This is a genomic window from Promicromonospora vindobonensis, from assembly GCF_042685865.1.
GTDB lineage: Bacteria > Actinomycetota > Actinomycetes > Actinomycetales > Cellulomonadaceae > Promicromonospora > Promicromonospora vindobonensis.
In genome coordinates, this window is record NZ_JBHUOG010000002.1 from 3,248,822 (window position 1) to 3,271,626 (window position 22,805).

Consider the following 22,805-nt stretch of genomic DNA (forward strand, 5'->3'; position numbering starts at 1 on the left):
ATCGATAGACGCACGTGGCCGACCCCGCCGCGCCCCCTCGGCCGGGTCAGAGAACAGTTCAGAAAAGTTCAGAGTTCGATGACCGGCGTGCTCACAGCACCGCCACCGCCATCGGTCCGGCGGACCACCAGGCTCGCTCGCCCGCGCTCGACGGAGTCGAAGGCGAACCGGCCGTCCTCGTCGGAGGCGACCGTGACGACGTCGACCCCCGGTCGGTGCAGCTCCACGTCCAACCCGGCCGCTGGAGCGGCCCAGCCGTCGATCCGTACCCGGCCGCCGGGGGACGGGGACAGGCTGATCATGACGGTCAGCGAGTCGTGCGTGAAGGTGATGGTCTTGGCCTCGGCGGGCGCGGTGTCGTCAGCGCGTGCGGCTGCGGCGGCCCCCCGGACGCCCGCAAGGGGCGCGTCGAGGTAGACGGCCTCCATCAGGTCGGCCTCCAGGCCGGCCAGCGTGATCGCGAACAGCGAGCGCTCGACGAGGTCGTTCGGCACCGGGTCGACCGTCTCGACCAGCCGGGCAAGACGAGTGAGCACGGCTCCGTCGTCGGTGTCGAGCCGGCCCTTGGGATCGAACGAAAGGTCCCCCACGGCGCCTTCGTCCTTGTTCGGTTCCGGCGTCAGGCCCACGAGAAGTCCCCCTGCTCGTCGAGGATGGTGCGCAGCTTTGCCAAGCAGCGCCCACGAGTCGAGCCGATGGAACCCATCGGCATTCCGATCGCCGCCGAGATGTACCGGTAGTCCGGCCGGTCGGCGAGCGAAACCAGACGCAGCAGCTCTTGGCAGCGTCCGGGAAGTTTCTGGAGCGACATCCACAGGAGGCGATCGCGCTCGTCGCGCAGCACCTCGGCGTCGGGCAGCGGGTCCTTCGAGGGGAGGGCCATCGGATGCTCCGGGCTGTCGTCCGGGAGCTCGGTGCGGCGCTTCTCGTCGTCACGGTGCTTGCGCACGGCCTCCCAGGCGGCGCGCTTCGCCGTGACCAGGAGCCACTTCAGCACGGCCTTGGGCTCGGTGATCGAGTCGGCGTGCCGCACGAGCGCGACCCAGGTGCTCTGCACCACGTCCTCGGCGGCGTCGGGTTCGACGCCCTGCGCGCGGACCGTGTGCCACAGCAGCGGCGTCGCCTCGCGGACCAGATCGCCGAGCGCCTGGTGGTTGCCCTCGCGGTACTCGGTCAGGGCGATCGCAGCGCGATCGCCCAGCGTGGGCCCAGACCCGTCGACGTCGGGCAGGGCCTCCCTTGATCCTGTCATTGCACCACGGGATTCTCTGCTGGCGGATGTTGCCCTGTCCGATACCGGACGTGGACCACTTGGACCAGCCGAGTCTACGGCCGAGACTGCGGATCCGGGGAGGAAAAAGACTGTGCCCATCGGGCACTCCCCCCTCCTCGATGCGCGTCGGCACGGTGCCGCTCATCAGACAAGAGGGGCTAATGCCCAGTTCGATACATACTGTTGAAAAGAAACAAGAAGGCCCGCATCCCTGAGGGATGGGGGCCTTCTCGCGCTCAGGAGCGCTCGGTTCAGGCCGAGACGTCGTCCAGGAGCTTGGTGGTCTTGCTCTGGTCCAGCGGGATGCCGGGGCCCATCGTCGTGGCCATGGTCGCCTTGCTGATGTAGCGACCCTTCGAGGACGACGGCTTGAGGCGCAGGACCTCGTCGAGCGCGGCCGCGTAGTTCTCCAGCAGCTGGACCTCCGAGAAGGAGGCCTTGCCGATGATGAAGTGCAGGTTGCCGTGCTTGTCGACGCGGAACTCGATCTTGCCGCCCTTGATGTCGGCGACGGCCTTGGCCACGTCCATCGTCACGGTGCCGGTCTTCGGGTTCGGCATGAGGCCGCGGGGGCCCAGGACCTTACCGAGGCGACCGACCTTGCCCATGAGGTCCGGCGTGGCGACAGCGGAGTCGAAGTCGGTGTAGCCGGCGGCCACCTTCTCGATCAGCTCGTCGCCACCGACCTCGTCGGCACCGGCCGCGCGGGCCTCCTCCGCCTTGGCGGCGTTGGCGAACACGATGACCTTGGCGGTCTTACCCGTGCCGTTCGGCAGGTTGACCGTGCCGCGGACCATCTGGTCCGCCTTGCGCGGGTCGACGCTCAGCCGGAACGCGACCTCGACGGTCGCGTCGTACTTGACGGTGGCGGTCTCCTTGGCGAGACGGATCGCGTCCAGCGGTGCGTACACCGAGTCGCTGTCGATCTTCTCTGCTGCGGCGAGGTACGCCTTGCTGCGCTTTGCCATGTTCTCTCTCCTTGTGGTCGTAGCGGGCCCGAAGGCCCTGCCACTGCGGTGTCCGACGACGTCCGCCGGTCACCATGGTCTGTCGGTTCTCGCTGTGAGCGCGATCTTTGAGGCGACGCGCCCGTTATAGGCGCAACGATCGCGCTCACAGCGAAGGGGTCACTCCGAGACGGTGATGCCCATCGAGCGGGCGGTGCCCGCGATGATCAGCGAAGCGGCCTCGAGGTCGTTCGCGTTGAGGTCCGGCATCTTGGTCGTTGCGATCTCGCGGACCTGGTCCTTCGTGATCGAGGCGACCTTGACCGTGTGCGGCGTCGCGGAACCCTTGGGCACGCCTGCTGCCTTCTTGATCAGCTCGGCGGCCGGCGGGGTCTTCGTGATGAAGGTGAACGAGCGGTCCTCGTACACGGTGATCTCGACCGGGATGACGTTGCCGCGCTGCGACTCGGTCGCCGCGTTGTACGCCTTGCAGAACTCCATGATGTTCACGCCGTGCTGACCCAGGGCAGGGCCGATCGGCGGAGCCGGCGTCGCGGCGCCGGCCTGGATCTGCAGCTTGATGAGGCCGGAGACCTTCTTCTTCGGGGGCATGCTTGTCTACCTTCTGTTCGGTTGGGCCGACGCCGTGGGCGATGACCCGGTTGCACTGCTGGGGAGCTGACGACTCAGATCTTGGCGACCTGGTTGAACCCCAGCTCGACCGGGGTCTCCCGGCCGAAGATGGAAACGAGGACCTTGAGCTTCTGGGCCTCGACGTTGATCTCGGAGATCGAGGCGGGCAGCGTGTCGAACGGCCCGTCGGTCACGGTCACCGACTCGCCGACCTCGAAGTCGACGTGGACCGGGGCCTTGCCACCGGCCGCCGCGCCACCGCCGGAGGCGGCCTGACCGGCCTGGGCCGGCTGCGGCAGCATCGACGGCGCGAGCATCGAGTAGATCTCGTCGAAGCTCAGCGGCACCGGCTGGTGCGTGTGCCCGACGAAGCCCGTGACACCCGGCGTGTGCCGCACAGCGCCCCACGACTCGTCGGTCAGGTCCATGCGCACGAGGACGTAACCCGGGATGCGGACCCGGCTCACGATCTTCTTCTGCGCGTTCTTGATCTCGGCGACCTCTTCCATCGGAACCTCGACCTGGAAGATGTAGTCCTCCATGTTGAGGCTCTGGATGCGGTTCTCGAGGTTGGTCTTCACGCGCTTCTCGTAGCCCGCGTACGAGTGGATGACGTACCAGTCGCCCAGCTGGCTGCGGAGGGTTCGCTTGAACTCCTCGACCTCGTCCACGATGACGTCGCCGTCGGCGTCGACGGTGCGCTCGTCGGTGGCGTCGCCATCGACCTCGCTCTCGTCCGTGGTCTCGGCGTCGGTGTCGGTGTCGGCCGGAGTCTCGGCGTCCGCAGGCACGTCAGCGTTCTCGGCGTCCAGGGGCGCGTCGACGGCCGCCTCGTCACCTTCGGGCGGCGAGACGTTCTCCGTCTGGTCCAGAGAGTCCTGGGACACGAAACGAACCTGCTTTCTCTTCGTGCGCCGGGCTGAGCCCGGCGCGGGTGTGCGTACCTCTACGAGCTGTGTTCGCCCATTGTCGCGCGAAAATGCCGCGAAGGGACAATCAGCAACAGGCGAGAACGATCACAGCGAAGTACTGCGCAGCGTGCCCCATCTGCTTGTCCGGCGCACCCGGACCGGCGCCGACCTGCGGTCGGGACCGTCTACGGACGCGTCAGCGTGCCGTCGCGGAAGCGTCGATCAGCCGAAAACCCAACCCGCGAGCATGCCGAACGCGTAGTCCAGCAGCACCACGAAGATCATGACGACGACCAGGAAGACGAGCACTACGCCCGTGTACGTCATGAGCTCGGAACGCGTCGGTGCGACGACCTTCTTGAGCTCGGCCACCACTTGACGGACGAAGAGCGCGATTCGGGCGAAGATGTTGCCGCCGCCCCTGCTCGGACGCTCCGCGGCGCTCTGGATCACCTCGGTGTCGCTCACTGCTACCCCACTCCTGTGGCCCGGCGCGCCGGGCGGCGCGGACTGGCTTTCCAGGTCCACTCACGTGGGCCCGCTGCGCGCGGCCCCGCTGGGGTTCACGCTGGCAGGGTAGACAGGACTCGAACCTGCAACCTGCGGTTTTGGAGACCGCTGCGCTACCAATTGCGCCACTACCCTTTGTGTTCGATGCCGGTGCCACGATTTGCTGCGCATCCTGAGGAGGCACGCCACATCACGTGAGCATCAATCACCGAGGCATAACTGTACGGTACCCACGGCCGTAGGTCGAACCCGTTCCCGCTGAGCCTTGGTGGCCTCGACACGCTCGACCAGCGGGGACGGACAGGGGCCGGCAGGGGCGGCTGTCCACCGAACGGTGGACAGCAGGTGCAGTCGAACGGGCGTCCCGCACGCGGTGCCGACCGGAGCATGCTCGACGCATGCAGACCTCCGACACCCTGGCCGTGCGAGTACGCGGCCTCCGCAAGCGATACGGCAGTGCTCGCGCCGGCTACAAGGATGCCGTCGCAGGCCTCGACCTCGACGTCTCCCCCGGCGAGATCGTGGCGGTCCTCGGCCCCAACGGCGCGGGCAAGACCACGACCGTCGAGATCCTCGAGGGCTTCCGCGACCGGGACGACGGCGATGTGCGGGTGCTCGGCGAGGACCCCAGGCAGGCGGGCCGGGCCTGGCGGGCGCGAATCGGCGTCGTCATGCAGGACTCCCGGGACATGAACGAGCTCACCGTCCTGGAGAAGGTCCGGTCCACCGCCGCGTCCTACCCCGACCCCCGCGACCCCGCCGAGGTCATCGCCGCCGTCGGGCTCGCGGAGAAGGCACGGGCCCGGACGCGCGGGCTGTCCGGCGGGCAGCGCCGCCGGCTCGACGTGGCGCTCGGGATCGTCGGCAGGCCAGAGCTGCTGTTCCTTGACGAGCCCACCACCGGGTTCGACCCGCAAGCCCGCCGGTCGTTCTGGGACCTCGTCACGAGCCTGCGCGACAGCGGCACCACGATCCTGCTGACCACCCACTACCTCGACGAGGCGGCCCAGCTGGCCGACCGGGTCGTCGTCGTGCGCGACGGCGTCGTGGTCGCCTCCGGCACTCCCGACACGCTGGGCGGGCCCGAGGCCCGCACCCCCGTCGTCGCGTGGGACGACGGCGGCGTGCGACGTACCGAGCGCACCGAGCGGCCGACGGATGTCGTCGCCCGGCTGATCGCCGCGGCGGGCCCCGACCGCGAGGTGCCCGGCCTGTCGATCACCCGTCCGACGCTCGAGGACGTGTACCTGTCCCTGATCGGGGAGTCCTCCACCACCGACACCACCGACACCACCGATGGCGCAGGCATCGACGACAGCAGCAGGAAGGCGGCGTGATGAGCACGACGGCGAGCACGACGGGCCCGGACCGGCTCGACCAGGGGCAGACCACCGCGCGACGGCTGCCCGGCACGCTCCGGCAGGGGCTGGTACGTGGCGGCGTCGAGCTGCTCCAGTTCGTCCGCGAGCGGGACTCGGTGATCTTCAGCTTCGCCTACCCGATCCTCATGCTCTCGATCTTCTCGACGGTCTTCGGCGACGACGACCCGATCGTCGCGAACGGCGTGACGGTCAGCTTCGCGCAGTACTTCCTGCCCGGCATGGTGGCGACCGGCGTCATGCTGTCCACCTACCAGACGCTCGCCATCTCGATCGCGGTCGAGCGGGACGACGGGACCCTCAAGCGTCTCCGCGCCACGCCGCTGCCCGCGACGTCGTACTTCCTGGGCAAGGTGTTCCTGTCGCTGGTCACCGTGCTCGCGCAGACCGCACTGCTGCTGGCGGTCGCGGTTCTCGCCTTCGACGTGCCGCTGCCCGACGACGCAGGGCACTGGGTCACGTTCGCCTGGGTGTTCGTGCTCGGCACGGCGGCAGGGGCCGTGTGCGGCGTCGCGTACTCGTCGGTGCCGAGCTCCGGCCGCTCCGCGAGCGCCGTCGTGGTCACGCCGGTCCTGGTGCTCCAGTTCACGTCCGGGGTCTTCTTCCCGGTGAGCCAGCTGCCGGGCTGGATGCTCGACCTGTCGTCGCTGTTCCCGCTCAAGTGGATCGCGCAGGGCATGCGCTCGGTGTTCCTGCCGGACGTCTTCGCAGAGGCCGAGCCGTCCGGGACCTGGCAGCACGGTGCGACGGCTGCTGTACTTGCGGCATGGCTGGTGGTCGCGCTCGTGGTCGGCGCTCGCACGTTCCGGTGGCGTCGCCACGATGACGGCTGACGAAGGGCGCAGCGCAGGGTGGGGGCCGAGGAACGAGGCCCCCGCCCGAAGCGGAGCACAAGGAAGCCGTCCGGAAGACATGACGGCTGACGAAGGGCGAAGCGGAGCGCAAGGAAGCCGTCCAGAAGATATGACGGCTGACGAAGATCGCGTCATGGAGCGTCTGTACGCCGGGTGGTCCGAGCAGGTGCGGTGGTGGGACGCGGCGTTCGGGGTGATCGTCGGCCTGACCGCCGTCGCCCTCGCGATGGAGGGGATGCGGGGCGCGCAGCTTGCGATCGCGTTCGGGGCGCTGGGCGCGATCGTCGTGGCGTATCTGGTGTGGGGCGCCAAGGCGGCCCGGCTGCGGGACCAGCGACGGGCCATCGCGTACCTCGTGGTGCTGATCCTGGGCACCGGGGTGGCCGTCGCACAGGGCAACGTGGCGCAGTTCCTGCTGTTCATCGCTTTTGCACAGGTGTGGATGCTGCTGGAGTCGATCCGGCAGGGGGTGATCGGCTGCATCGTGCTCGGTGTGGTCGTGACGGTCGCCGTCGCGTCGGGGTACGACTTCGACCCCGCCGTCGTGCGCGAGGTGGCGCCGCAGATGGCGGCGACCCTGGTGTTCGCGATCGGGCTGGGGCTCTGGTTCCACCTCGCGATGCGGCGCGCCGAGGAGCACGCGCGTCTTCTCGTCGAGCTGCAGGCCGCGCAGGCGGAGCTGGCGACGACCAACCACGAGGCCGGCGTCCTCGCGGAGCGCGAGCGCCTCGCCCGCGAGATCCACGACACGCTCGCCCAGGGGTTCACCAGCGTGGTCATGCAGGCGCAGGCGGCGACCGCTGCCCTCGACGTGGGCGACGACGGCGCAGTACGCGAGCGGCTGCACGTCGTCGAGGAGACCGCCCGCGACAACCTCGCCGAGGCCCGCGCCCTGGTGGCTGCGTTCGCGCCGGTGGCACTGCAGGACGCGTCCCTCCCCCAGGCGCTGGGCCGGCTCGGGAGCCGGTTCGCGGAGGAGACCGGCCTGTCGGTGACGGTCGATGCCGATCGGGTGGGGGCGCTGTCGCCCACGGTGGAGGTGGTGCTGCTGCGAGCCGCCCAGGAGGCGTTCGCGAACGTGCGGCGGCACGCGCGGGCGCGGTCCGTCGTCGTGCGGCTGGGGCAGGCCGAGGGAGAGGTGACGCTCACGGTGTCCGACGACGGGCGGGGCATCGGCGCGGACGTCGTCGACGGCTTCGGGCTGGCGGGGATGCGGGAGCGCGTACGGTCGGCGGGCGGCACCCTGGCCGTCAGGTCGGGCGACGGCGGCGGCACCACGCTGTGCGCACGGGTGCCGGTCGACGGACAGGTCGACGGCCGGCTCCGGCCGGGCGCGGAGACCGACGCCGCCGGGACACACGACGGGACAAGGGGGGTGGCGGGATGATCCGGGTGCTGGTGGTGGACGACCATCCGGTGGTGCGGTCAGGTCTGGTGGGCATGCTCGCCGTCGAGGACGACCTGGAGGTGGTCGGCGAGGCCGCCGACGGGCGCGAGGCGGTGGAGCTGGCGACGTCGCTGCGACCCGACGTCGTCCTCATGGACCTGCGCATGCCGGTGCTCGACGGCGTCGCGGCGACCGCTGGGATCGTGGGTACCGGGCCGCGGGTCGTCGTGCTGACGACCTACGACACCGACGCCGACATCCTGCGCGCGGTCGAGGCAGGGGCCACCGGCTACCTGCTCAAGGACACGCCCCGCGCCGAGCTCGTCGCGGGCGTCCGGGCAGCAGCCCGGGGCGAGACCGTCCTGGCACCGAGTGTGGCGACCCGACTGGTCAGCTCGGTACGCACGGCCGCGGAGCGACCCTCGGCGCGGGAGGCCGAGGTGCTCACGCTGGTGGCGCTCGGCCGGTCGAACGCTGAGGTCGGGCGCGAGCTGTCCATCACGGAGGCGACGGTCAAGACGCACCTGATCCGGGCGTTCGCCAAGCTCGGTGTCGCCGACCGGACGGGCGCGGTCACCGTGGCCCGGGCGCGCGGCTGGATCGCCTGAACCGGCTCTTCCCGCTGGTAAGACCTCCACCGCGCCGCCGGTCGCCCGGCGGCGTCGGTCACCCGGCCGTCGGTCGCCTAGCGGCCGTCGACGGGGTCGGCCCCCGCGTCGCCGCCGGCCTCGCCGCTACCGGTGCCGCCACCACCGCCGGCGTCACCGGTCGGATCCGGCGTGGGCTCCTCGACCGGCGGGGTCGGGTCGACCGGCGGGGTCGGGTCGGCCGTCGGCTCCTGGGTCGGCGTCGGCTCCTGGGTCGGCGTCGGCTCCTGGGTCGGTGTCGGCTCCTGGGTCGGCGTCGGCTCGCCGGTCGGCTCCACCGAGGGCTCCTCGGTCACCGTCACCGTCGGTGTCGGCTCCGGCTCGGGGGCCGGAGGCGGCACGTACACGTCATCCTCGGTCTCGGTCGGGGTGGGCGTCGTCGTGGGTTCGCGCGACGACCGCTCCGGCTCCGGGCTGACGCTCGGCGTGACCACCGGCGTGCCCTGGTCGTCGAGGATGTTCGCGATCACCAGGCCCGCTCCGCCGAGGACGAGCAGCGCGAAGACGACGATCGTGGCCACCCGGCCGCGGCCGGTCGTGAAGGCGTGCCACCACTTTCGTTCCTCCTCGGGCGGCGCCACCGGAGGCGGGCCGACCGGAGGCGGGCCCACCGGTACCGGTCCGGTCGGCACCGGGCCGGTCATCGCAACGGTGTCCGCGCCGGACTCGCCCTCCGTGCCCGCCGCGGCGGCGGCACCCGCGACTCCGGCACCGACCGCTGCGGCGCCCACTGCGCCGACCATCATGGTGCGGTCGGCACCCTCGCTGACCTGACCCAGCTTCATGGTGCCCGAGCCGGCCGCCCCGGTCACCGGGTCGATCACCTCGGTGCCGCCTGCACCCACGCCGAGCTGCATGGTCTCGCCGCTGGTACCAAGCCGGCCCGCGGGACCGCCGAGCAGGATCGTCACGGTCGCGCGCATCGCCTCGGCGGTCGGGAAGCGCCTGCCCGGGTCCTTGGCCATCGCGCGGGACACGAGCCGGTCCACCGACGCGGGGACGGCCGCACGGCGCGCGGAAGCCGCCGGCACGGGCGCGTTCACGTGCGCCCGCAGGACGTCCTCCGCCTGCGCGCGCTCGTACGGCGCGTGCCCGGTCAGCGTGTAGTACGTGAGCGCGCCCGCCGCGTAGATGTCGCTGCGCGCGTCGAGGGGCTTGCCGCGTGCCTGCTCCGGCGACATCCCGATGACCGAGCCGGCCACCGTCGCGCCGTCGCCGTCGCCGCCTGCCGGGCGGGTGAGTCCCAGGTCAAGGAGCCCGACGACGAACGTGCCGTCCGCCTGCTTGTCGACCATCACGTTGCGTGGCGCGACGTCCCGGTGCACCAGGCCCGCCGCGTGCACGGCGGCGAGCGACTCCAGCAGCCCGTCGAGGATCGCGAGCGCGTCGCGCCAGGGCAGGCCGTCGTCCCCGGCGAAGTCGGACAGGGACACGCCCGCCATCCGGTTCATGACCGTCCAGGGCACGTTCGCGCCCGCGACGTCCTCCTCGCCGGAGTCCAGGACCTTCACGACGCCGGGGTGGTTCACCAACGCCGACGCCTCGACCTCGCGCCGCAGGGAGTCCCGTGCGTTCTGGTCGTCGACCAGGTGGGGGTGCAGCACCTTCACCACGAGCGGCTGGTCGAGGTCGACCTCCGGCTCGTCCGACTCCTCCGCCGGCTGGGGGATCTCGGCCGTCGCGTCGGGGTCGGTCGAGTCGGCGTCGGTCGCTTCTGCGCCGTCCTCGGAGTCGCTGTCGGAGTCGCTGTCGGAGTCGGCGGCGGTGCCTGCTGCGTCACCGGCGGCACCGGCGTCACCGGCCTGGTCGCCGTCCGACGCCGCGCCCGGCTCGGCCTCGCGCGCGTCGGCGTCCGCCGCGCCGGCCTCGCTCGCGTCGGCGTCGTCCGGGTCGCCGTCGTCGCCCGTCGTTGGCTCCGGCTCGGCCGGAGCTGCTACCCGCTGCGCCTCGTAGACGGTGAACGTTGCCCCAGTGCCCAGGACGTCGACCAGCTCGTACTTTCCGCCGAGAACAACGTGCACCGGAAGGTCTGCGGCATTGTCCTCGCCCGTGGTCTCTTCGTTCACTGGTTCACCGGTGTCCGTGGTTGCGCGTCGAACAAATCAGTCATTTCGGCTATCTGGGGCATGTTCTTTTCAGGATACTGAGCGGAGCGCGAGCGCACCAAAGATGGGGCGGCGGGATGTGTAAGTAGTGCGGAGTATCACGACCCGCGGCTGCCGTGGAAGCACTGCTTTGCCAGACTACGCAGATGCGCGACCTCGCACTCCTGCCCAAGGCGCACCTCCACCTCCACTTCACCGGATCCATGCGGGTACCGACCCTCGTCGACATGGCGGCAGCGCACGGCGTGCGGCTGCCCGAGGCCCTCGTCGACAACGACCCCCTGCGCCTGCCCGCCACCGAACGTGGCTGGTTCCGCTTCCAGCGCCTGTACGACGCCGCTCGGGCGTGCGTGCGCTCGGAAGCTGACATGCGCCGCCTGGTCGACGAGGCAGCGGCCGACGACGCCTCGGAGGGTTCCGGCCGGCTCGAGATCCAGGTCGACCCGACCTCCTACGCGCCGTTCGTCGGCGGCATCACCCCGGCCGTCGAGATCGTCATCGACGCCGCCAAGGCCGCGAGCGCCGCGCACGGCATCGAGGTCGGGGTGATCATCGCGGCGTCGCGCATGAAGCATCCGCTCGACGCGCGCACGCTCGCTCGGCTGGCCGCCCGGTACGCGGGCGAGGGTGTCGGTGAGGTGGTGGGCTTCGGGCTGTCGAACGACGAGCGCCGCGGGGACACGTCCCAGTTCGGGCACGCGTTCGACATCGCGCGCCGGGCCGGCCTTGCAGCAGTGCCGCACGGCGGTGAGCTGCTCGGGCCCGACCACATCAGCGAGGTCATGCGTGAGCTCGTCCCGGACCGGATCGGGCACGGGGTGCGCGCCGCGGAGGACGAGCGCGTCCTCGCCGACATCGTGGAGCGTGGTGTGGCGCTCGAGGTGAACCCTGGCTCGAACATCGGCCTGGGCGTCTACAGCGAGGCGAGCGAGGTGCCGCTGCGCACGCTGGTCGACGCGGGTGCCCTCGTGGCGCTCGGGGCCGACGACCCTCTCCTGTTCGGTTCACGGCTCGTCGACCAGTACGAGATCGCACGGAGCGCGCACGGCTTCAGCGATGCGGAGCTCGCCGGGCTGGCGACGTCGTCGATCCGGGCGAGCCGGGCGTCGTCGGGCACCAAGGCGCGTCTCCTGGCCGGCGTCGACGCGTGGCTGCTCACACCTGATCCCGCGGATCCTGCGGACGCGCTCCCCGCGGGCGGCACTGTCACGATTGGGTGACGATCAACCGACCCAACCATCCTGGACACCCGCGCGTCAGTTAGAGATACAGGACACTCGCGAGGGGACGACGTCGTCTCGCGTGCGCGGTGCCGTACCACCCCAGAAGGTGCGGCCGAGGAGGAGTCACGATGCGGGCAATACACGGTAGGCCGACCCACGGTGTGGGCAGGGCCGTCGGCAAGAGGGTCATCGGGACGCTGGGCGCGGTAGCGCTGACGGCGAGCCTGCTGTCCGCCTGCGGCGACGAGCAGGAGCCCCAGGGAAGCGCGGCGGCCACCAGCTCGCCAGCTCCGGAGGAGAGCTCCGCCGCCCCGGAGCCGAGTGCCGACGAGTCGGCGGCCGAGGAGCCGGAGGCGTCCGAGCCGTCGGCCGAGGGGAGCGCCGACGCCGGTGCGGAGGACGATGCCGACGACAGCACCGCAGCGCCCGACGAGGGCGATGCGGCCGGCGACGACGGCGCCAACAACGATGACGAGCAGACCGACGAGGGCGACGGTGCTGCCGACGGCGAGGAGAAGCCGGAGGACAACGACGGCGACAAGGACACGAAGGACGAGGAGCCGGAGGAGCCGGACCACATCGAGTACGGCGAGGTCAGCGACCGGGTGGGCGACCTGCAGCAGCGCCTGAAGGACCTCGGCTACTTCGTCACCTTGGTCGACAACGCCTACGGCGGCGAGACGCAGCAGGCGATCTTCGCGCTGCAGAAGGCCGGTGGCCTCTACCGCGACGGGGTGGTCGGCGACGCGACGCAGAGGGCGGCGGACGACGGCCTGGTACCGCAGGCCCAGACGTCGTCGGGCAAGGTGCTCGAGATCGACATCGACCGGCAGCTCGTGCTGGCGGTCGAGGACGGCTCCGTCGTGAAGGTCATCAACGCGTCGTCCGGCAACGGGGCGACGTACGACGCGAAGGGCGCCACGTACACGGCGTACACGCCGCGGGGTTCGTTCGCGGTGTACCGCGAGGTGAACGGGATGCACTCGTCGTCGCTCGAGCTGGGCGACATGTGGCGACCCAAGTTCTTCACGGGCGGCATCGCGGTGCACGGCTCCGCGTCGGTTCCCGCGTTCCCGGCGTCGCACGGGTGCGTGCGCGTGTCGAACAGCGCGATGAACTGGATCTGGGACACCTGGGGAGCGCCGTCGGGCACTCCGGTCGTCGTCTACTGACGTCTCGCGGGGTAGTCGCCCAGGTGACTACCCCGCCGGACCACTACCTCGGTGCGAGGGTCAGAGGGAGACGCCCACCAGCACGGTCTCCGGGACCAGGGTCACGCCGAACCGGTCACGTACCCCGTCGCGTACTGCCCTGGCCAGGGCGATCACGTCTTCCGCCCGTGCGCCCCCACGGTTGGTCATCGCGAGCGTGTGCTTGGTCGACAGGCGGGCCGGGCTGTGCTCCCCCGCGAGGCCGAAGCCCTTGCCGAAGCCTGCGTGCTCGATGAGCCAGGCGGCGCTCGTCTTGACGAGCGCCGGATCGATGGCGCCGAGGCTCGGCCCGGTGCTCGTCTCCGGGGTCGAGGAACGGACCGGGTACCGGGGAGCGTCGTCTGGCAGGTGCGCCAGGTGCTCCACGGGGATCACGGGATTGGTGAAGAACGACCCGGAGTTCCAGCGGTCGTGGTCCGGCCCTGCGCCGAAGGGCGGGCGGTCGAGCAGCATCCCTTTGCCGCCGCGCAGCCCCAGCACGGTCTCGCGGACGTCCTTCATCGGGGCGCGCTGCCCCACCTCGACCCCCAGGCGCCGTGCCAGCTCTCCGTAGCCGATGGGCGCTGACAGCGTGCCGAGCCGGAACTGGAACTGGACGCTCAGGACCACGTAGCGCGGCGACGGGTACCACGGGGCCAGCGGGTCGCCCTCTCGGCCCTCGCTGTGCATCGAGCGCTTGAGCAGCGACGTGCGGTACCCGAAGTCCAGCTGCCCGACGGAGAAGGTGCGCACCCGCCGCTCCGCCCGGTCCCACGTGCGGACGAGCGAGACCACGCCGGACAGCTCCTGGCCGTACGCGCCGATGTTCTGCACCGGGGCGGCGCCCACCGTGCCGGGGATACCGGACAGCGACTCGACCCCGACCCAACCGTCGGAGACGGCGCGCTCCACGAGCTCGTCCCAGTTCTGCCCGGCAGGGGCGCTCACCACGGCGCCGCCGCAGGAGTCGTCCGACTCGACAGTGATCCCGTTGCGGCTGTCGCGCACGACGACGCCGTCAAAGCCCTCGTCAGCCACCAGCAGGTTCGAGCCGCCACCCACGACCAGCAGGGGCACCCCGTCATCGTCGGCGGTGCTCACCGCCTCGATCAGTGCAGCCTCTTCCTCGGCCTCGACGAACGAGGCTGCCGGGCCACCAACGCGGAGTGTGGTGAGATCGGCGAGGCTGGGGGCCACCGCTTGCGCCTGGACGGTGTCTGCCGGGTATGGGCTCACCGTGCAAGCCTATCTACCTGTCGCGTTGGATTTGTGCACATCTTCGACATGCCGTGGGTGATGTCTGCCAATTCTGGAACCTTTTGGTGTCCACAGACGTGTTCCCTGCTCGACCTGGCGGCCCAGTCGTTGGGCGCCCGCGTTCCGCGCCGCCCTGCACTACCTCTTCACACCGGCGGCGGTCGGGAGCGGCCGCACGGAGCGAGCCACGAGCAGCCCCAGCACCATCGGGATCAGCAGCACCAGCACGGCCAGGCGGTAGCCCGTCGTGTGGGCGACGAACCCGATCAGCGGCGGGCCCACGAAGAACGCCGTGTACGCGATGGTCGAGACCGCGGCCACCCGCATGGCGGCACGCCGCGGCTCGTCGGACGCGGCGCTCATCCCCATCGGGAAGCCCATCGCCGCCCCGAGGCCCCACAGGCCGACCCCGACCAGGGCCACCCACAGGACCGGGACCAGCGAGAACGTCAGCACCCCGACGAAGGCCAGCAGCGCGGACAGGACGAGCACCGGCACCCGCCCGAACCGGTCGATGGCCCGTGTCCCGGCGAGGCGGGCCGTCGTCATGGCGGTGAGGAAGATGGCGAGGCCCACGGCGCCCATCCCGTCGGACGTGCCGAACCCGTCCACGACAGCGAGGCTGACCCAGTCGTTGGCGACGCCCTCCGTGAGGGCCGCGGCGAGGACGACGAGCCCGATCGCGAGCGTGCGCGGCTCACGCCAGGCGGCGACCAGCCCCGCGAGGCCCGACGTCGGCGGTGTCACGGCTCCCGGGTCGGCCCCGTCCGCGCTGCCCGCCTCACCGACGGGCGCGCCGTGGGGCACGGCGGCGGAGACCACGCTCGGCGAGAAGTAGCGGACGGCGATGAGCACCGACACGAGGGCCACCACCCCGGCCGCCACGATGTGCCAGACGACCGGGACACCCATCGTGGCCACCAGAGCGCCGATGCCGGCACCGACCACGGTGCCGAACGAGAACCCGGCGTGGAACACCGGCATGACGGCACGGCCGAGCCGCTGCTCCACGGCGGCGCCCTCGAGGTTCATCGCAGCGTCCCAGACCCCGGCCCCCACGCCGAACAGGATCAGACCGAGCCGTACCGCCAGGTGCTCGTCCGTCACGACGCCGTACCCGGCTACGGCGAGCCCCACCACCAGGAGGCTCGCGAAGGCGACGACCGTTCGAGCAGTACCGAACCGCTCGGCGACCAGGCCGGAGAGCGGGATGGCGGCGACCGAGCCGATGGAGCCCGTCAGCAGCAGCAGACCCATCTCCTGCTCGGAGAAGGACAGGCCGTCGCGGACCGCCGGAAGGCGCGATGCCCAGCTCGCGAACGCGAACCCACTGGCAGCAAAGACGACAAAGACCGCGCGAGCGGCGGCGTGTGCAGTAGGCACGGAACTCCTTGGTGCGATTGAATCTCCCGACCGTAGGCCACAATCTGGGATCAGCCCAGCAGATTCCTGGGTCCTGCACCACCGGTGCCCGATCGAGAGAAGGAACCCGCGATGAGCCGCCAGACCGTACGACCGACCCTCGCGAAGGTCGCCGAGCTGGCAGGTGTCTCCGTCTCCACCGCGTCGCTCGCGTTCTCCGGCGCGGGGCCCATCACGCCAGAGACCCGGGAGAAGGTGCTCGCCGCAGCCCGCGAGCTCGAGTACTCCGGTCCGAACCCCTTGGGCCGGCAGCTCCGGTCAGGGCGCTCCGGGATCGTCGGCGTGGTGATCGGCGACCAGCTGGGCCGGTCGTTCCGGGACCCTGTCTCCACCCAGGTGCTGCACGGCCTGGTCTCCGCGATCGGCGAGCAGGGGCTCGGCGTGCTGCTCGTCCCCGGCATGCCGCAGGGCGCCACCGCCCAGTCCGTCGGGCTCGCCGCCGAGGCAGGGCTGCCGCCCGCCGTCGACCCGCTGGTCGAGGCCGCCGCCATGGACGTGGCAGTGCTCGTGTGGGGAACCCTGAAGGACGACCCGAACCTCGCCGCCCTCCAGCGCCGGGGGGTCCCCGTGGTGATCGGCGAGGGCCAGCACGTCTCCGGCGTCCCCGTGGTCAGCGTCGACGACCGCAGGGGCGCCGCGGAGGCGGTGCGGCACCTGGTCGAGCTCGGGCACACGCGGATCGCGGAGATCGCGCTGCCGTTCGGCCGGGACGAGCGCTCGGGGCTGGTCGACGCCGACCGGCTCGCCGCCGCGGAGCGCACGCCCACCCGCAACCGGCTGGCCGGTGTGCGGGACGTCATCGAGCCGGTCATGTCGTGGGAGACGCCCGCCTCGCTCGTGGAGCACGGGCGCGACGCCGCCACCGAGATCCTGTCCGAGTGGGCGCCGGCGCGCGACCGCCCGACGGCAATCATCGCCCACTCCGACCTGCTCGCCGCCGGCGCCGTGATCGCCGCCCGCGAGCTCGGGCTGCGCGTGCCCGAGGACGTGTCCGTGGCCGGGTTCGACGGGCTCGACCTGCCGTGGCTCTCCCCCGACCTGCTGACCAGCGTGCACCAGCCCCTCGTCGAGAAGGGCCGGGCGCTCGGTCTGGCCGTCATCGCGCTGCTCGCCGGTGAGGACCCGGAGTCGGTGGTGCTTCCGGTGAGCCTGGTCGAGGGCACGACCACCGGCCCGGTCCCCGATCTGAGCGCTCTGCCCGACCCCCTCCGTTGAGGGCGGGCCATGTGCGGATCTGCGCCTGCTGATCCCGCACATGGCCCGCACTCAACGAGGGGTCGGTGGTGGCCTGGGTCAGGGGCGGAGGGTGGGGGCCGGGAGGTAGACCTCGGCCCCCGCGGCGCGGAACTCCGCCGACTTCTGGGCCATGCCCTCCGCCGCCGTGTCCGCGAGCGCCGCCTGGGCCTGCGCGCCGCCGAACTCGTCGCGGATGTCCTGCGAGATCCGCATCGAGCAGAACTTGGGCCCGCACATCGAGCAGAAGTGCGCGGTCTTCGCGGCCTCGGCCGGGAGCGTCTCGTCGTGGAAGGCCTCGGCGAGCTCCGGGTCGAGCGAGAGGTTGAACTGGTCACGCCAGCGGAACTCGAAGCGGGCCTTGGACAGGGCGTCGTCCCGGTCGCGGGCGCCGGTGTGTCCCTTGGCGACGTCGGCCGCGTGCGCGGCGATCTTGTAGGTCACGACGCCGGTGCGCACGTCGTCGCGGTCCGGCAGCCCGAGGTGCTCCTTCGGCGTGACGTAGCAGAGCATCGCGGTGCCATACCGGGCGATCTCCGTGGCACCGATGGCCGAGGTGATGTGGTCGTACCCGGGCGCGATGTCGGTCACCAGCGGACCGAGCGTGTAGAACGGCGCGCCGTCGCAGAGCTCCTGCTGCCGCTCGACGTTCTCCCGTACCAGGTGGAACGGGACGTGTCCCGGCCCCTCGACCATCACCTGGACGTCGTACGCCCACGCCCGCTTCGTGAGCTCCGCGAGGGTGTCGAGCTCGGCGAACTGCGCCGTGTCGTTCGCGTCGGCGAGCGACCCCGGGCGCAGGCCGTCGCCCAGGGAGAACGCCACGTCGTAGGCCGCGAAGATCTCGCAGAGCTCGTCGAAGTGGGTGTAGAGAAAGTTCTCCTGGTGGTGCGCCAGGCACCAGCCCGCCAGGATCGACCCGCCGCGCGAGACGATGCCGGTGACCCGGTCCGCGGTGAGCGGCACGTAGCGCAGCAGCACGCCGGCGTGCACGGTCATGTAGTCGACGCCCTGCTCGCACTGCTCGATCACCGTGTCGCGGTAGACCTCCCAGGTCAGCGCGCTCGCGTCACCGTTCACCTTCTCGAGGGCCTGGTAGATCGGCACCGTGCCGATGGGCACCGGAGAGTTTCGCAGGAGCCACTCGCGGGTGGTGTGGATGTCGTCACCGGTGGACAGGTCCATGACCGTGTCGGCGCCCCACTTGGTGGCCCACTCGAGCTTTTCCACCTCCTCCGCGATAGAGCTGTGGACGGCCGAGTTGCCGATGTTCGCGTTGACCTTCACGAGGAACGCCTTGCCGATGATCATCGGCTCGGACTCCGGGTGGTTCACGTTGTTCGGGATGATCGCCCGGCCCGCGGCGACCTCGCTGCGCACCAGCTCGACGTCGCAGCCCTCGCGCACCGCGACGAACCGCATCTCCGGCGTGATCACGCCCTGGCGTGCGTAGTGCATCTGGGTGACGGTCCGGCCGGGGAGAGCCCGGCGCGGACGACGTCGTTCGCCCTGCCACTCCTGCGAGGCGGCGCCCCGGCGGACGGCGCCCCTTCCGTCGTCCGTCAGGTCCCTGCGGCGTCCGTCGTACTCCTGCGTGTCTCCTCGCGCCACGACCCAGGGTTCTCGGGCCGGTGCGAGCCCGCGCACCGGGTCGGAACCGGGCCCCTGGGTGCGGTAGACCCGCACGGGCTCGTTCGGGGTGCCGTCGGGCGACGGCGCCAGGGCGATCTCGGTGACCGGCACCCGCAGGCCGGTGTCGTCGTGCGGTGTGCTGTCCCCGCCGTCGTGCTCGTGGTCGTACGCGAGCGTGCGGGACTGGGTGTTCTCCATCATCAGACTCCTGCTTCCTACGCCGGTGTTAACCGGACAGGTTCAACGGTCCCGGGCCGTCCAGCCCGATCTCAGCCCCTGCGCGAGGCACCCGTGGGATCGCCGATGACGTTAGCACCTCAGGGTTGCCTACGATCGGCGGGTCTCTTTCGGAGCCAAACGGGGGCCGCTGGTGATAAAGAAGCCCCATGGCTCGCTCCACCCAGAAGTGGGCCCAGGACATGGAGGCAGGCATGTCGATTCGAGGAAAGCTGCGGACAAGGGCGTTCGCGCTGGCAGCGACGGGAGCGTTCGTGGTGCAAGCAGGGATCGTGGCGAGTGCGTTGCCGGCGGCGGGCGAGCCCGAGGCGGGCACGGCGGCGTCGGACAACCAGATCACGCTGACCGCATGGGACGGGTACCGCGAGCTGCGCGAGGGAAAGTCGTCGAACCTGCGGCCGGGCGCCAAGGGCGGGCTCGTGCTGCGCGGTACCGGCGACACCGTCGAGTACACCGACCCGTTCGGTGACGGCACGCCCGTCACCTACGAGACCGGCCGGTGGACGTCGCCGGTCGTCGAGGCCGGATACCTGATCGACGAGTCCGTGAGCTCGTGGAACGCACACACCCCCACGGGCACGTGGGTCGAGATCGAGTTCCGGGGCCGCAAGGCCGACGGGACCTGGACCAAGTGGTTCGTGATGAGCCGCTGGGCGTCGGGCACCGAGTTCGCGCCGGCCGACGGCAGCGTCGGCGACATCCACCGCACGTCCGTGAACGGCCAGACCGACGCGGACGCGTACCTGTTCACGGACACCTACGTCGCGAAGTCGGGCCACGAGCCGGACGCGTTCCAGACCCGGGCCACGTTGTACCGGCCAGAGGGCACCCGGGTCTCCCCTCGGCTCGACTCGGTGAGCACCATGACCAACGAGTACCTGCCCGACGCGCACTACACGGGCACCAGCGACTTCACGCTCGGAGGTGAGCTGGCGCTCGACGTGCCGCAGTTCAGCCAGAACATCCACCGCGGCGAGTACCCGGAGTTCGGGGGCGGCGGACAGGTGTGGTGCTCGCCGACGTCGTCGACGATGGTGATCTACTCCTACGGCCTCGAGGTCCCGGCGGAGGAGCTGGAGGGCATCGAGGCGCCGAACGGTGACCCGCAGGTCGACTACGCCGCCATGCGGACGTGGGACTACGCGTACGAGGGCGCGGGCAACTGGCCGTTCAACGCCGCCTACGCGAACACGTTCGGGCTGGAGTCCTTCGTGACCCGGCTGCGGTCCCTCGCGGAGGCCGAGCGGTTCATCGAGGCAGGCATCCCGCTCATCCTCTCGATCAACTTCGAGGAGGAGGAGATGCCGGAGGCCGGCTACGGCACCAACGGGCACATCGTCACGCTCGTCGGGTTCACCGCCGACGGCGACCCGATCATCAACGACCCGAACAAGGCCAGCAACGAGGCGGTGCGCTCCGTGTACACACGGGAGAACTTCGAGCGTGTGTGGCAGACGTCGACCGACGGCATCACGTACGTCTACCACCCGCACGACGTGAAGCTCCCCCACAACCTGCCGGGGGTCACCCCGAACTGGTAACCGGCCTCCGGCCGACAGGGAAGGACAGTTAGCACGCGGGATGCGTTGCACAGAGTAGACAAGCTCTACTGAGCGCAACGCACCCCGCGTGCGTACCGTCGCCCCCGCGACCGCTCTATCGGCCCGGGACCTCCCGTGGTTCCGAGGTGTACGACGCCGTCGTGTAGCCCTCCGCGGAGACCGTCACCTGCACCGTGAGCTCAGCGCCCCGGTCGTGGCCGGTCACCAGGTACCGAGGGCCGGTCGCCCAGGGCAGCGGCTCGCCGTCGCGCAGCCACCGGTAGCTGACGTCGACGTCGGCCGGGAGGTACGTGCCTGCGTCGGCGGTCAGGATCTTCCCGGGTTTTGCCCGCCCCTCGATGACCGGCCCGGACACGTCGGCCACCACCGGGTCGTGCAGCTCGACGTCGTCGGCGTTGACGAACACGTGCCGGTGCGCCAGCCACACCTGGTAGTAGACGTCGTCGCCGCGCACCACCGTGCGGTCGCCCGGCCCGGAGCCGTCGAACGTCGTAGCCCGGTAGTAGTCGGATGCCACGTCGTCGTCGGCCACCGCGTACGTCTGCTCCACGCCGACCTCGTACTCGATCGGCGTGACCGGTTGCACCGGGACGCCAGGGTGGTCCTCGTAGGCGGCCGCCTCCGGATAGGCCCGCCCGAAGACCGGCGCCGGGGCATCGCCCGCGACGGTGACGGTCTGCGCCGTCGCGGGCACCACGACCGGCCGGTCGGCCGGGTTGTGCAGCCACGCGAGCGACCCGGCCCACCACACGCCGAGCCAGTCACCCTCGACCCGGTCGACGACCAGCTTGTGCCCCGACTGCACGCGCGCGCTCACGTCGCTCGCGTACGTGGTCCCGTTCGACCCGTCCGGCTTCCAGCCCGGGTCCTTCGCCAGCGGCGCGTCGTCGGACGGCGACTGGTGCAGGTAGCGGAAGTTCGTGCCGGCCCCCTCCACGCAGGCGCCCGAGCCCGGGGACGCCGCCTCGCAGCCCGTCACCGTGTTCGGGTTGTCGGCGTACCCGGTCCGCACCTCGACGACGTCGCCCTGCTCGACGCTGGTCGTCGCCTCCAGGTCGCCACCGATGGGGGCGCCGAGCAGCTCGAAGTAGTGGTCCCAGTCCCAGTACGGGCCCGGGTCCCAGTGCACGTTCTTGGTGTACCCGGGCAGGATGCCGGGCACCTGGTCGTGCCCAATGACGTGCGCCCGGTCCAGCGGGATGTCGTGCTCTTCCGCGAGGTGGCGCACCAGCGCCGCCGACGACTGGTACATCGACTCCGTGTACCAGGCACCGGTGCCCGCCCAGCCCTCGTGCTCCAGGCCGATCGAGTGCATGTTCAGGAACCAGTTGCCCGCGTGCCAGCCGACGTCGGCCGGGTCGAGGTGGTTCGCGACGTGCCCGTCCGAGGACCGCAGCGTGTAGTTCCAGGCCAGGTAGGTCGGGTCCTGCACGAGGTTGACCGTCGGCTGGTAGGCCGTCTCGGTGTCGTGGATCAGGATGTAGTCGAGCGACGGCCCACCCGCGCCGGTGCGGTCGGCCTGGTCGTGGTTGCCGTAGTCACCGGTGCCGTCCGGCAGGTCCGGCGAGGCCTTCTCGTACGGGGCGGGCAGCCACTCGCAGCCCAGGTCCTCCGGGCAGTCCGCCTCCGGGTCGCTCGTGCTCGCGGCACGCGGCACGACGACGTCGCGGTTGCCGGTCAGGACGACCGCTCCGTCCGCGGGGGTCGTGGTGCCGGCACCTTCACGGAGGGTTTGGTACACCTGTGTAGCGAAACCCTCGACGTCGCTCATCCGGGACACGGCGTCCTCCCACGCGGCCAGGGTCTCCGCCGTCGTAGCCGCGTCGGCGTCGACCGCGCCGTCCCGCACTGCCTGTGCCTGGTACGACGCGAGCAGGGCCGCTCCACCGCAGACGTTGGCCTGAGCGTCGGACTTCAGGCTGACCTCGTCGAGCCCCGTGAGCGTCGCTGCCCGGGCGAGCTCCCGGGTGCCCTCGCGCGCAGGGCCCTCCTTGTCGGTGACGGCGGACAGCGGAAGCCCGTCGCCGTGCGCATGGCCGAGCCCCGCAGCGCCCTCGAGGTTGAACACCCCGTAGCCGCCGTCGGCGCTGACCTGGCCCGCGTGCTGGTCCCAGCGCGACTCCATGTAGGACACCGCCTTGAGCAGGTCCGCAGGCACCCCGGTGACGTCGGCGGCAGCCGAGAATGCCTCGTCGAGCGAACCGGCGGCGAGGACGGAGGCGCAGACGACAACACCGTCGTCGGTGGCCGCCGGGGCCGCATCGGCCGCCGAGAGGGGAATGAGTGGAAGAAGCACCCCGGCCGCTGTGGCCAAGGCTGTGCTGCGCCGTCGTGACGTCACGCGGAGATCCTCTCGTCGACTCCGTACAAACGTGGACGAGAGAATCACACCCGATCCGGGCG

General features: G+C 71.0%; 19 protein-coding genes, 1 tRNA gene and 1 riboswitch. Of the genes, 8 read left to right on the plus strand and 12 right to left on the minus strand.

Going from position 1 to position 22,805, the window contains the following annotated elements:
* Window positions 1–68: 68 nt before the first annotated feature.
* The 7 genes from ACFS27_RS27740 to ACFS27_RS27770 form a co-directional block, all read right to left on the minus strand.
* Window positions 69–590 (minus strand): hypothetical protein, encoded by a 522-nt coding sequence (locus ACFS27_RS27740; protein ID WP_377190359.1) that lies wholly within the window; start codon window positions 588–590, stop codon window positions 69–71.
* A 29-nt stretch (window positions 591–619) separates the two neighbouring features.
* Entirely contained in the window at window positions 620–1,252 is a 633-nt protein-coding gene (locus ACFS27_RS27745; protein WP_377190361.1) for an RNA polymerase sigma factor, read from the minus strand.
* Between the two features lie 272 nt (window positions 1,253–1,524).
* The gene (gene rplA, locus ACFS27_RS27750) at window positions 1,525–2,241 is read right to left on the minus strand and encodes a 50S ribosomal protein L1 (RefSeq protein ID WP_377190363.1); all 717 of its coding nucleotides are present in this window, start codon (window positions 2,239–2,241) and stop codon (window positions 1,525–1,527) included.
* Between the two features lie 159 nt (window positions 2,242–2,400).
* The gene (gene rplK / locus ACFS27_RS27755; protein ID WP_274993138.1) at window positions 2,401–2,832 is read right to left on the minus strand and encodes a 50S ribosomal protein L11; all 432 of its coding nucleotides are present in this window, start codon (window positions 2,830–2,832) and stop codon (window positions 2,401–2,403) included.
* A gap of 74 nt (window positions 2,833–2,906) precedes the next feature.
* Window positions 2,907–3,740 carry a transcription termination/antitermination protein NusG gene (gene nusG / locus ACFS27_RS27760; RefSeq protein ID WP_377190365.1) on the minus strand — a complete coding sequence of 278 codons (834 nt, stop codon included), beginning with the start codon at window positions 3,738–3,740 and terminating at the stop codon, window positions 2,907–2,909.
* Between the two features lie 246 nt (window positions 3,741–3,986).
* Window positions 3,987–4,232, minus strand: a complete 246-nt coding sequence (gene secE / locus ACFS27_RS27765) for a preprotein translocase subunit SecE (RefSeq protein ID WP_253869194.1) — start codon at window positions 4,230–4,232, stop codon at window positions 3,987–3,989.
* Window positions 4,233–4,333: 101 nt separating this feature from the next.
* Window positions 4,334–4,409, minus strand: a tRNA-Trp gene (locus ACFS27_RS27770).
* A gap of 263 nt (window positions 4,410–4,672) precedes the next feature.
* On the opposite strand from ACFS27_RS27770, the gene ACFS27_RS27775 reads away from it, so the two are divergent.
* The 4 genes from ACFS27_RS27775 to ACFS27_RS27790 all read left to right on the plus strand — a co-directional run bounded on the left by ACFS27_RS27775 (window position 4,673) and on the right by ACFS27_RS27790 (window position 8,502).
* A complete protein-coding gene (locus tag ACFS27_RS27775; protein ID WP_377190367.1) occupies window positions 4,673–5,611 on the plus strand; it encodes an ABC transporter ATP-binding protein in 939 nt (312 codons plus the stop codon).
* Window positions 5,611–6,486 (plus strand): ABC transporter permease, encoded by an 876-nt coding sequence (locus ACFS27_RS27780; protein WP_377190369.1) that lies wholly within the window; start codon window positions 5,611–5,613, stop codon window positions 6,484–6,486. The genes ACFS27_RS27775 and ACFS27_RS27780 overlap by 1 nt, the downstream gene beginning before the upstream one ends.
* Before the next feature lie 154 nt (window positions 6,487–6,640).
* The gene (locus ACFS27_RS27785; RefSeq protein WP_377190371.1) at window positions 6,641–7,894 is read left to right on the plus strand and encodes a sensor histidine kinase; all 1,254 of its coding nucleotides are present in this window, start codon (window positions 6,641–6,643) and stop codon (window positions 7,892–7,894) included.
* Entirely contained in the window at window positions 7,891–8,502 is a 612-nt protein-coding gene (locus tag ACFS27_RS27790; RefSeq protein WP_377190373.1) for a response regulator, read from the plus strand. The genes ACFS27_RS27785 and ACFS27_RS27790 overlap by 4 nt, the downstream gene beginning before the upstream one ends.
* 77 nt (window positions 8,503–8,579) lie before the next feature.
* Here the strand turns inward: ACFS27_RS27790 and ACFS27_RS27795 are convergent, their stop codons facing one another.
* Complete coding sequence (locus ACFS27_RS27795) at window positions 8,580–10,607, minus strand: serine/threonine-protein kinase (RefSeq protein WP_377190375.1); 2,028 nt, start codon at window positions 10,605–10,607, stop codon at window positions 8,580–8,582.
* A gap of 185 nt (window positions 10,608–10,792) precedes the next feature.
* Between ACFS27_RS27795 and ACFS27_RS27800 the strand changes: the two genes are divergently transcribed.
* Together ACFS27_RS27800 and ACFS27_RS27805 are read left to right on the plus strand one after the other, a co-directional pair.
* Complete coding sequence (locus ACFS27_RS27800) at window positions 10,793–11,866, plus strand: adenosine deaminase (RefSeq protein ID WP_377190376.1); 1,074 nt, start codon at window positions 10,793–10,795, stop codon at window positions 11,864–11,866.
* Between the two features lie 131 nt (window positions 11,867–11,997).
* Window positions 11,998–13,041, plus strand: coding sequence for a L,D-transpeptidase family protein (locus ACFS27_RS27805; protein ID WP_377190378.1), 1,044 nt, complete (start codon window positions 11,998–12,000; stop codon window positions 13,039–13,041).
* Between the two features lie 60 nt (window positions 13,042–13,101).
* Here ACFS27_RS27805 and ACFS27_RS27810 read toward each other — a convergent pair whose 3' ends face one another.
* A complete protein-coding gene (locus tag ACFS27_RS27810) occupies window positions 13,102–14,295 on the minus strand; it encodes a UDP-N-acetylmuramate dehydrogenase (protein WP_377190380.1) in 1,194 nt (397 codons plus the stop codon).
* A gap of 159 nt (window positions 14,296–14,454) precedes the next feature.
* Entirely contained in the window at window positions 14,455–15,699 is a 1,245-nt protein-coding gene (locus ACFS27_RS27815) for an MFS transporter (protein WP_377190382.1), read from the minus strand.
* Window positions 15,700–15,810: 111 nt separating this feature from the next.
* Between ACFS27_RS27815 and ACFS27_RS27820 the strand changes: the two genes are divergently transcribed.
* Window positions 15,811–16,953, plus strand: a complete 1,143-nt coding sequence (locus ACFS27_RS27820; protein ID WP_377190384.1) for a LacI family DNA-binding transcriptional regulator — start codon at window positions 15,811–15,813, stop codon at window positions 16,951–16,953.
* A 78-nt stretch (window positions 16,954–17,031) separates the two neighbouring features.
* On the opposite strand, the gene thiC is transcribed toward ACFS27_RS27820, so the two are convergent.
* Window positions 17,032–18,804, minus strand: coding sequence for a phosphomethylpyrimidine synthase ThiC (gene thiC, locus ACFS27_RS27825; protein WP_377190385.1), 1,773 nt, complete (start codon window positions 18,802–18,804; stop codon window positions 17,032–17,034).
* A riboswitch (TPP riboswitch) is annotated at window positions 18,799–18,904 on the minus strand. It overlaps the preceding gene by 6 nt.
* Window positions 18,905–18,989: 85 nt before the next feature.
* On the opposite strand from thiC, the gene ACFS27_RS27830 reads away from it, so the two are divergent.
* Entirely contained in the window at window positions 18,990–20,381 is a 1,392-nt protein-coding gene (locus ACFS27_RS27830) for a C39 family peptidase (protein ID WP_377190387.1), read from the plus strand.
* A 115-nt stretch (window positions 20,382–20,496) separates the two neighbouring features.
* Here ACFS27_RS27830 and ACFS27_RS27835 read toward each other — a convergent pair whose 3' ends face one another.
* Window positions 20,497–22,698, minus strand: a complete 2,202-nt coding sequence (locus ACFS27_RS27835; protein WP_377190389.1) for an N-acetylmuramoyl-L-alanine amidase — start codon at window positions 22,696–22,698, stop codon at window positions 20,497–20,499.
* Window positions 22,699–22,805 lie beyond the last annotated feature (107 nt).

Coding starts and splice junctions, on each gene's coding strand:
- ACFS27_RS27745 (WP_377190361.1), bottom strand. CDS start 1,252: ATGACAGGATCAAGGGAGGCCCTGCCCGACGTCGACGGGTCTGGGCCC.
- rplA (WP_377190363.1), bottom strand. CDS start 2,241: ATGGCAAAGCGCAGCAAGGCGTACCTCGCCGCAGCAGAGAAGATCGAC.
- rplK (WP_274993138.1), bottom strand. CDS start 2,832: ATGCCCCCGAAGAAGAAGGTCTCCGGCCTCATCAAGCTGCAGATCCAG.
- ACFS27_RS27775 (WP_377190367.1), top strand. CDS start 4,673: ATGCAGACCTCCGACACCCTGGCCGTGCGAGTACGCGGCCTCCGCAAG.
- ACFS27_RS27780 (WP_377190369.1), top strand. CDS start 5,611: ATGAGCACGACGGCGAGCACGACGGGCCCGGACCGGCTCGACCAGGGG.
- ACFS27_RS27785 (WP_377190371.1), top strand. CDS start 6,641: ATGGAGCGTCTGTACGCCGGGTGGTCCGAGCAGGTGCGGTGGTGGGAC.
- ACFS27_RS27790 (WP_377190373.1), top strand. CDS start 7,891: ATGATCCGGGTGCTGGTGGTGGACGACCATCCGGTGGTGCGGTCAGGT.
- ACFS27_RS27800 (WP_377190376.1), top strand. CDS start 10,793: ATGCGCGACCTCGCACTCCTGCCCAAGGCGCACCTCCACCTCCACTTC.
- ACFS27_RS27805 (WP_377190378.1), top strand. CDS start 11,998: ATGCGGGCAATACACGGTAGGCCGACCCACGGTGTGGGCAGGGCCGTC.
- ACFS27_RS27820 (WP_377190384.1), top strand. CDS start 15,811: ATGAGCCGCCAGACCGTACGACCGACCCTCGCGAAGGTCGCCGAGCTG.
- thiC (WP_377190385.1), bottom strand. CDS start 18,804: ATGATGGAGAACACCCAGTCCCGCACGCTCGCGTACGACCACGAGCAC.
- ACFS27_RS27830 (WP_377190387.1), top strand. CDS start 18,990: ATGGCTCGCTCCACCCAGAAGTGGGCCCAGGACATGGAGGCAGGCATG.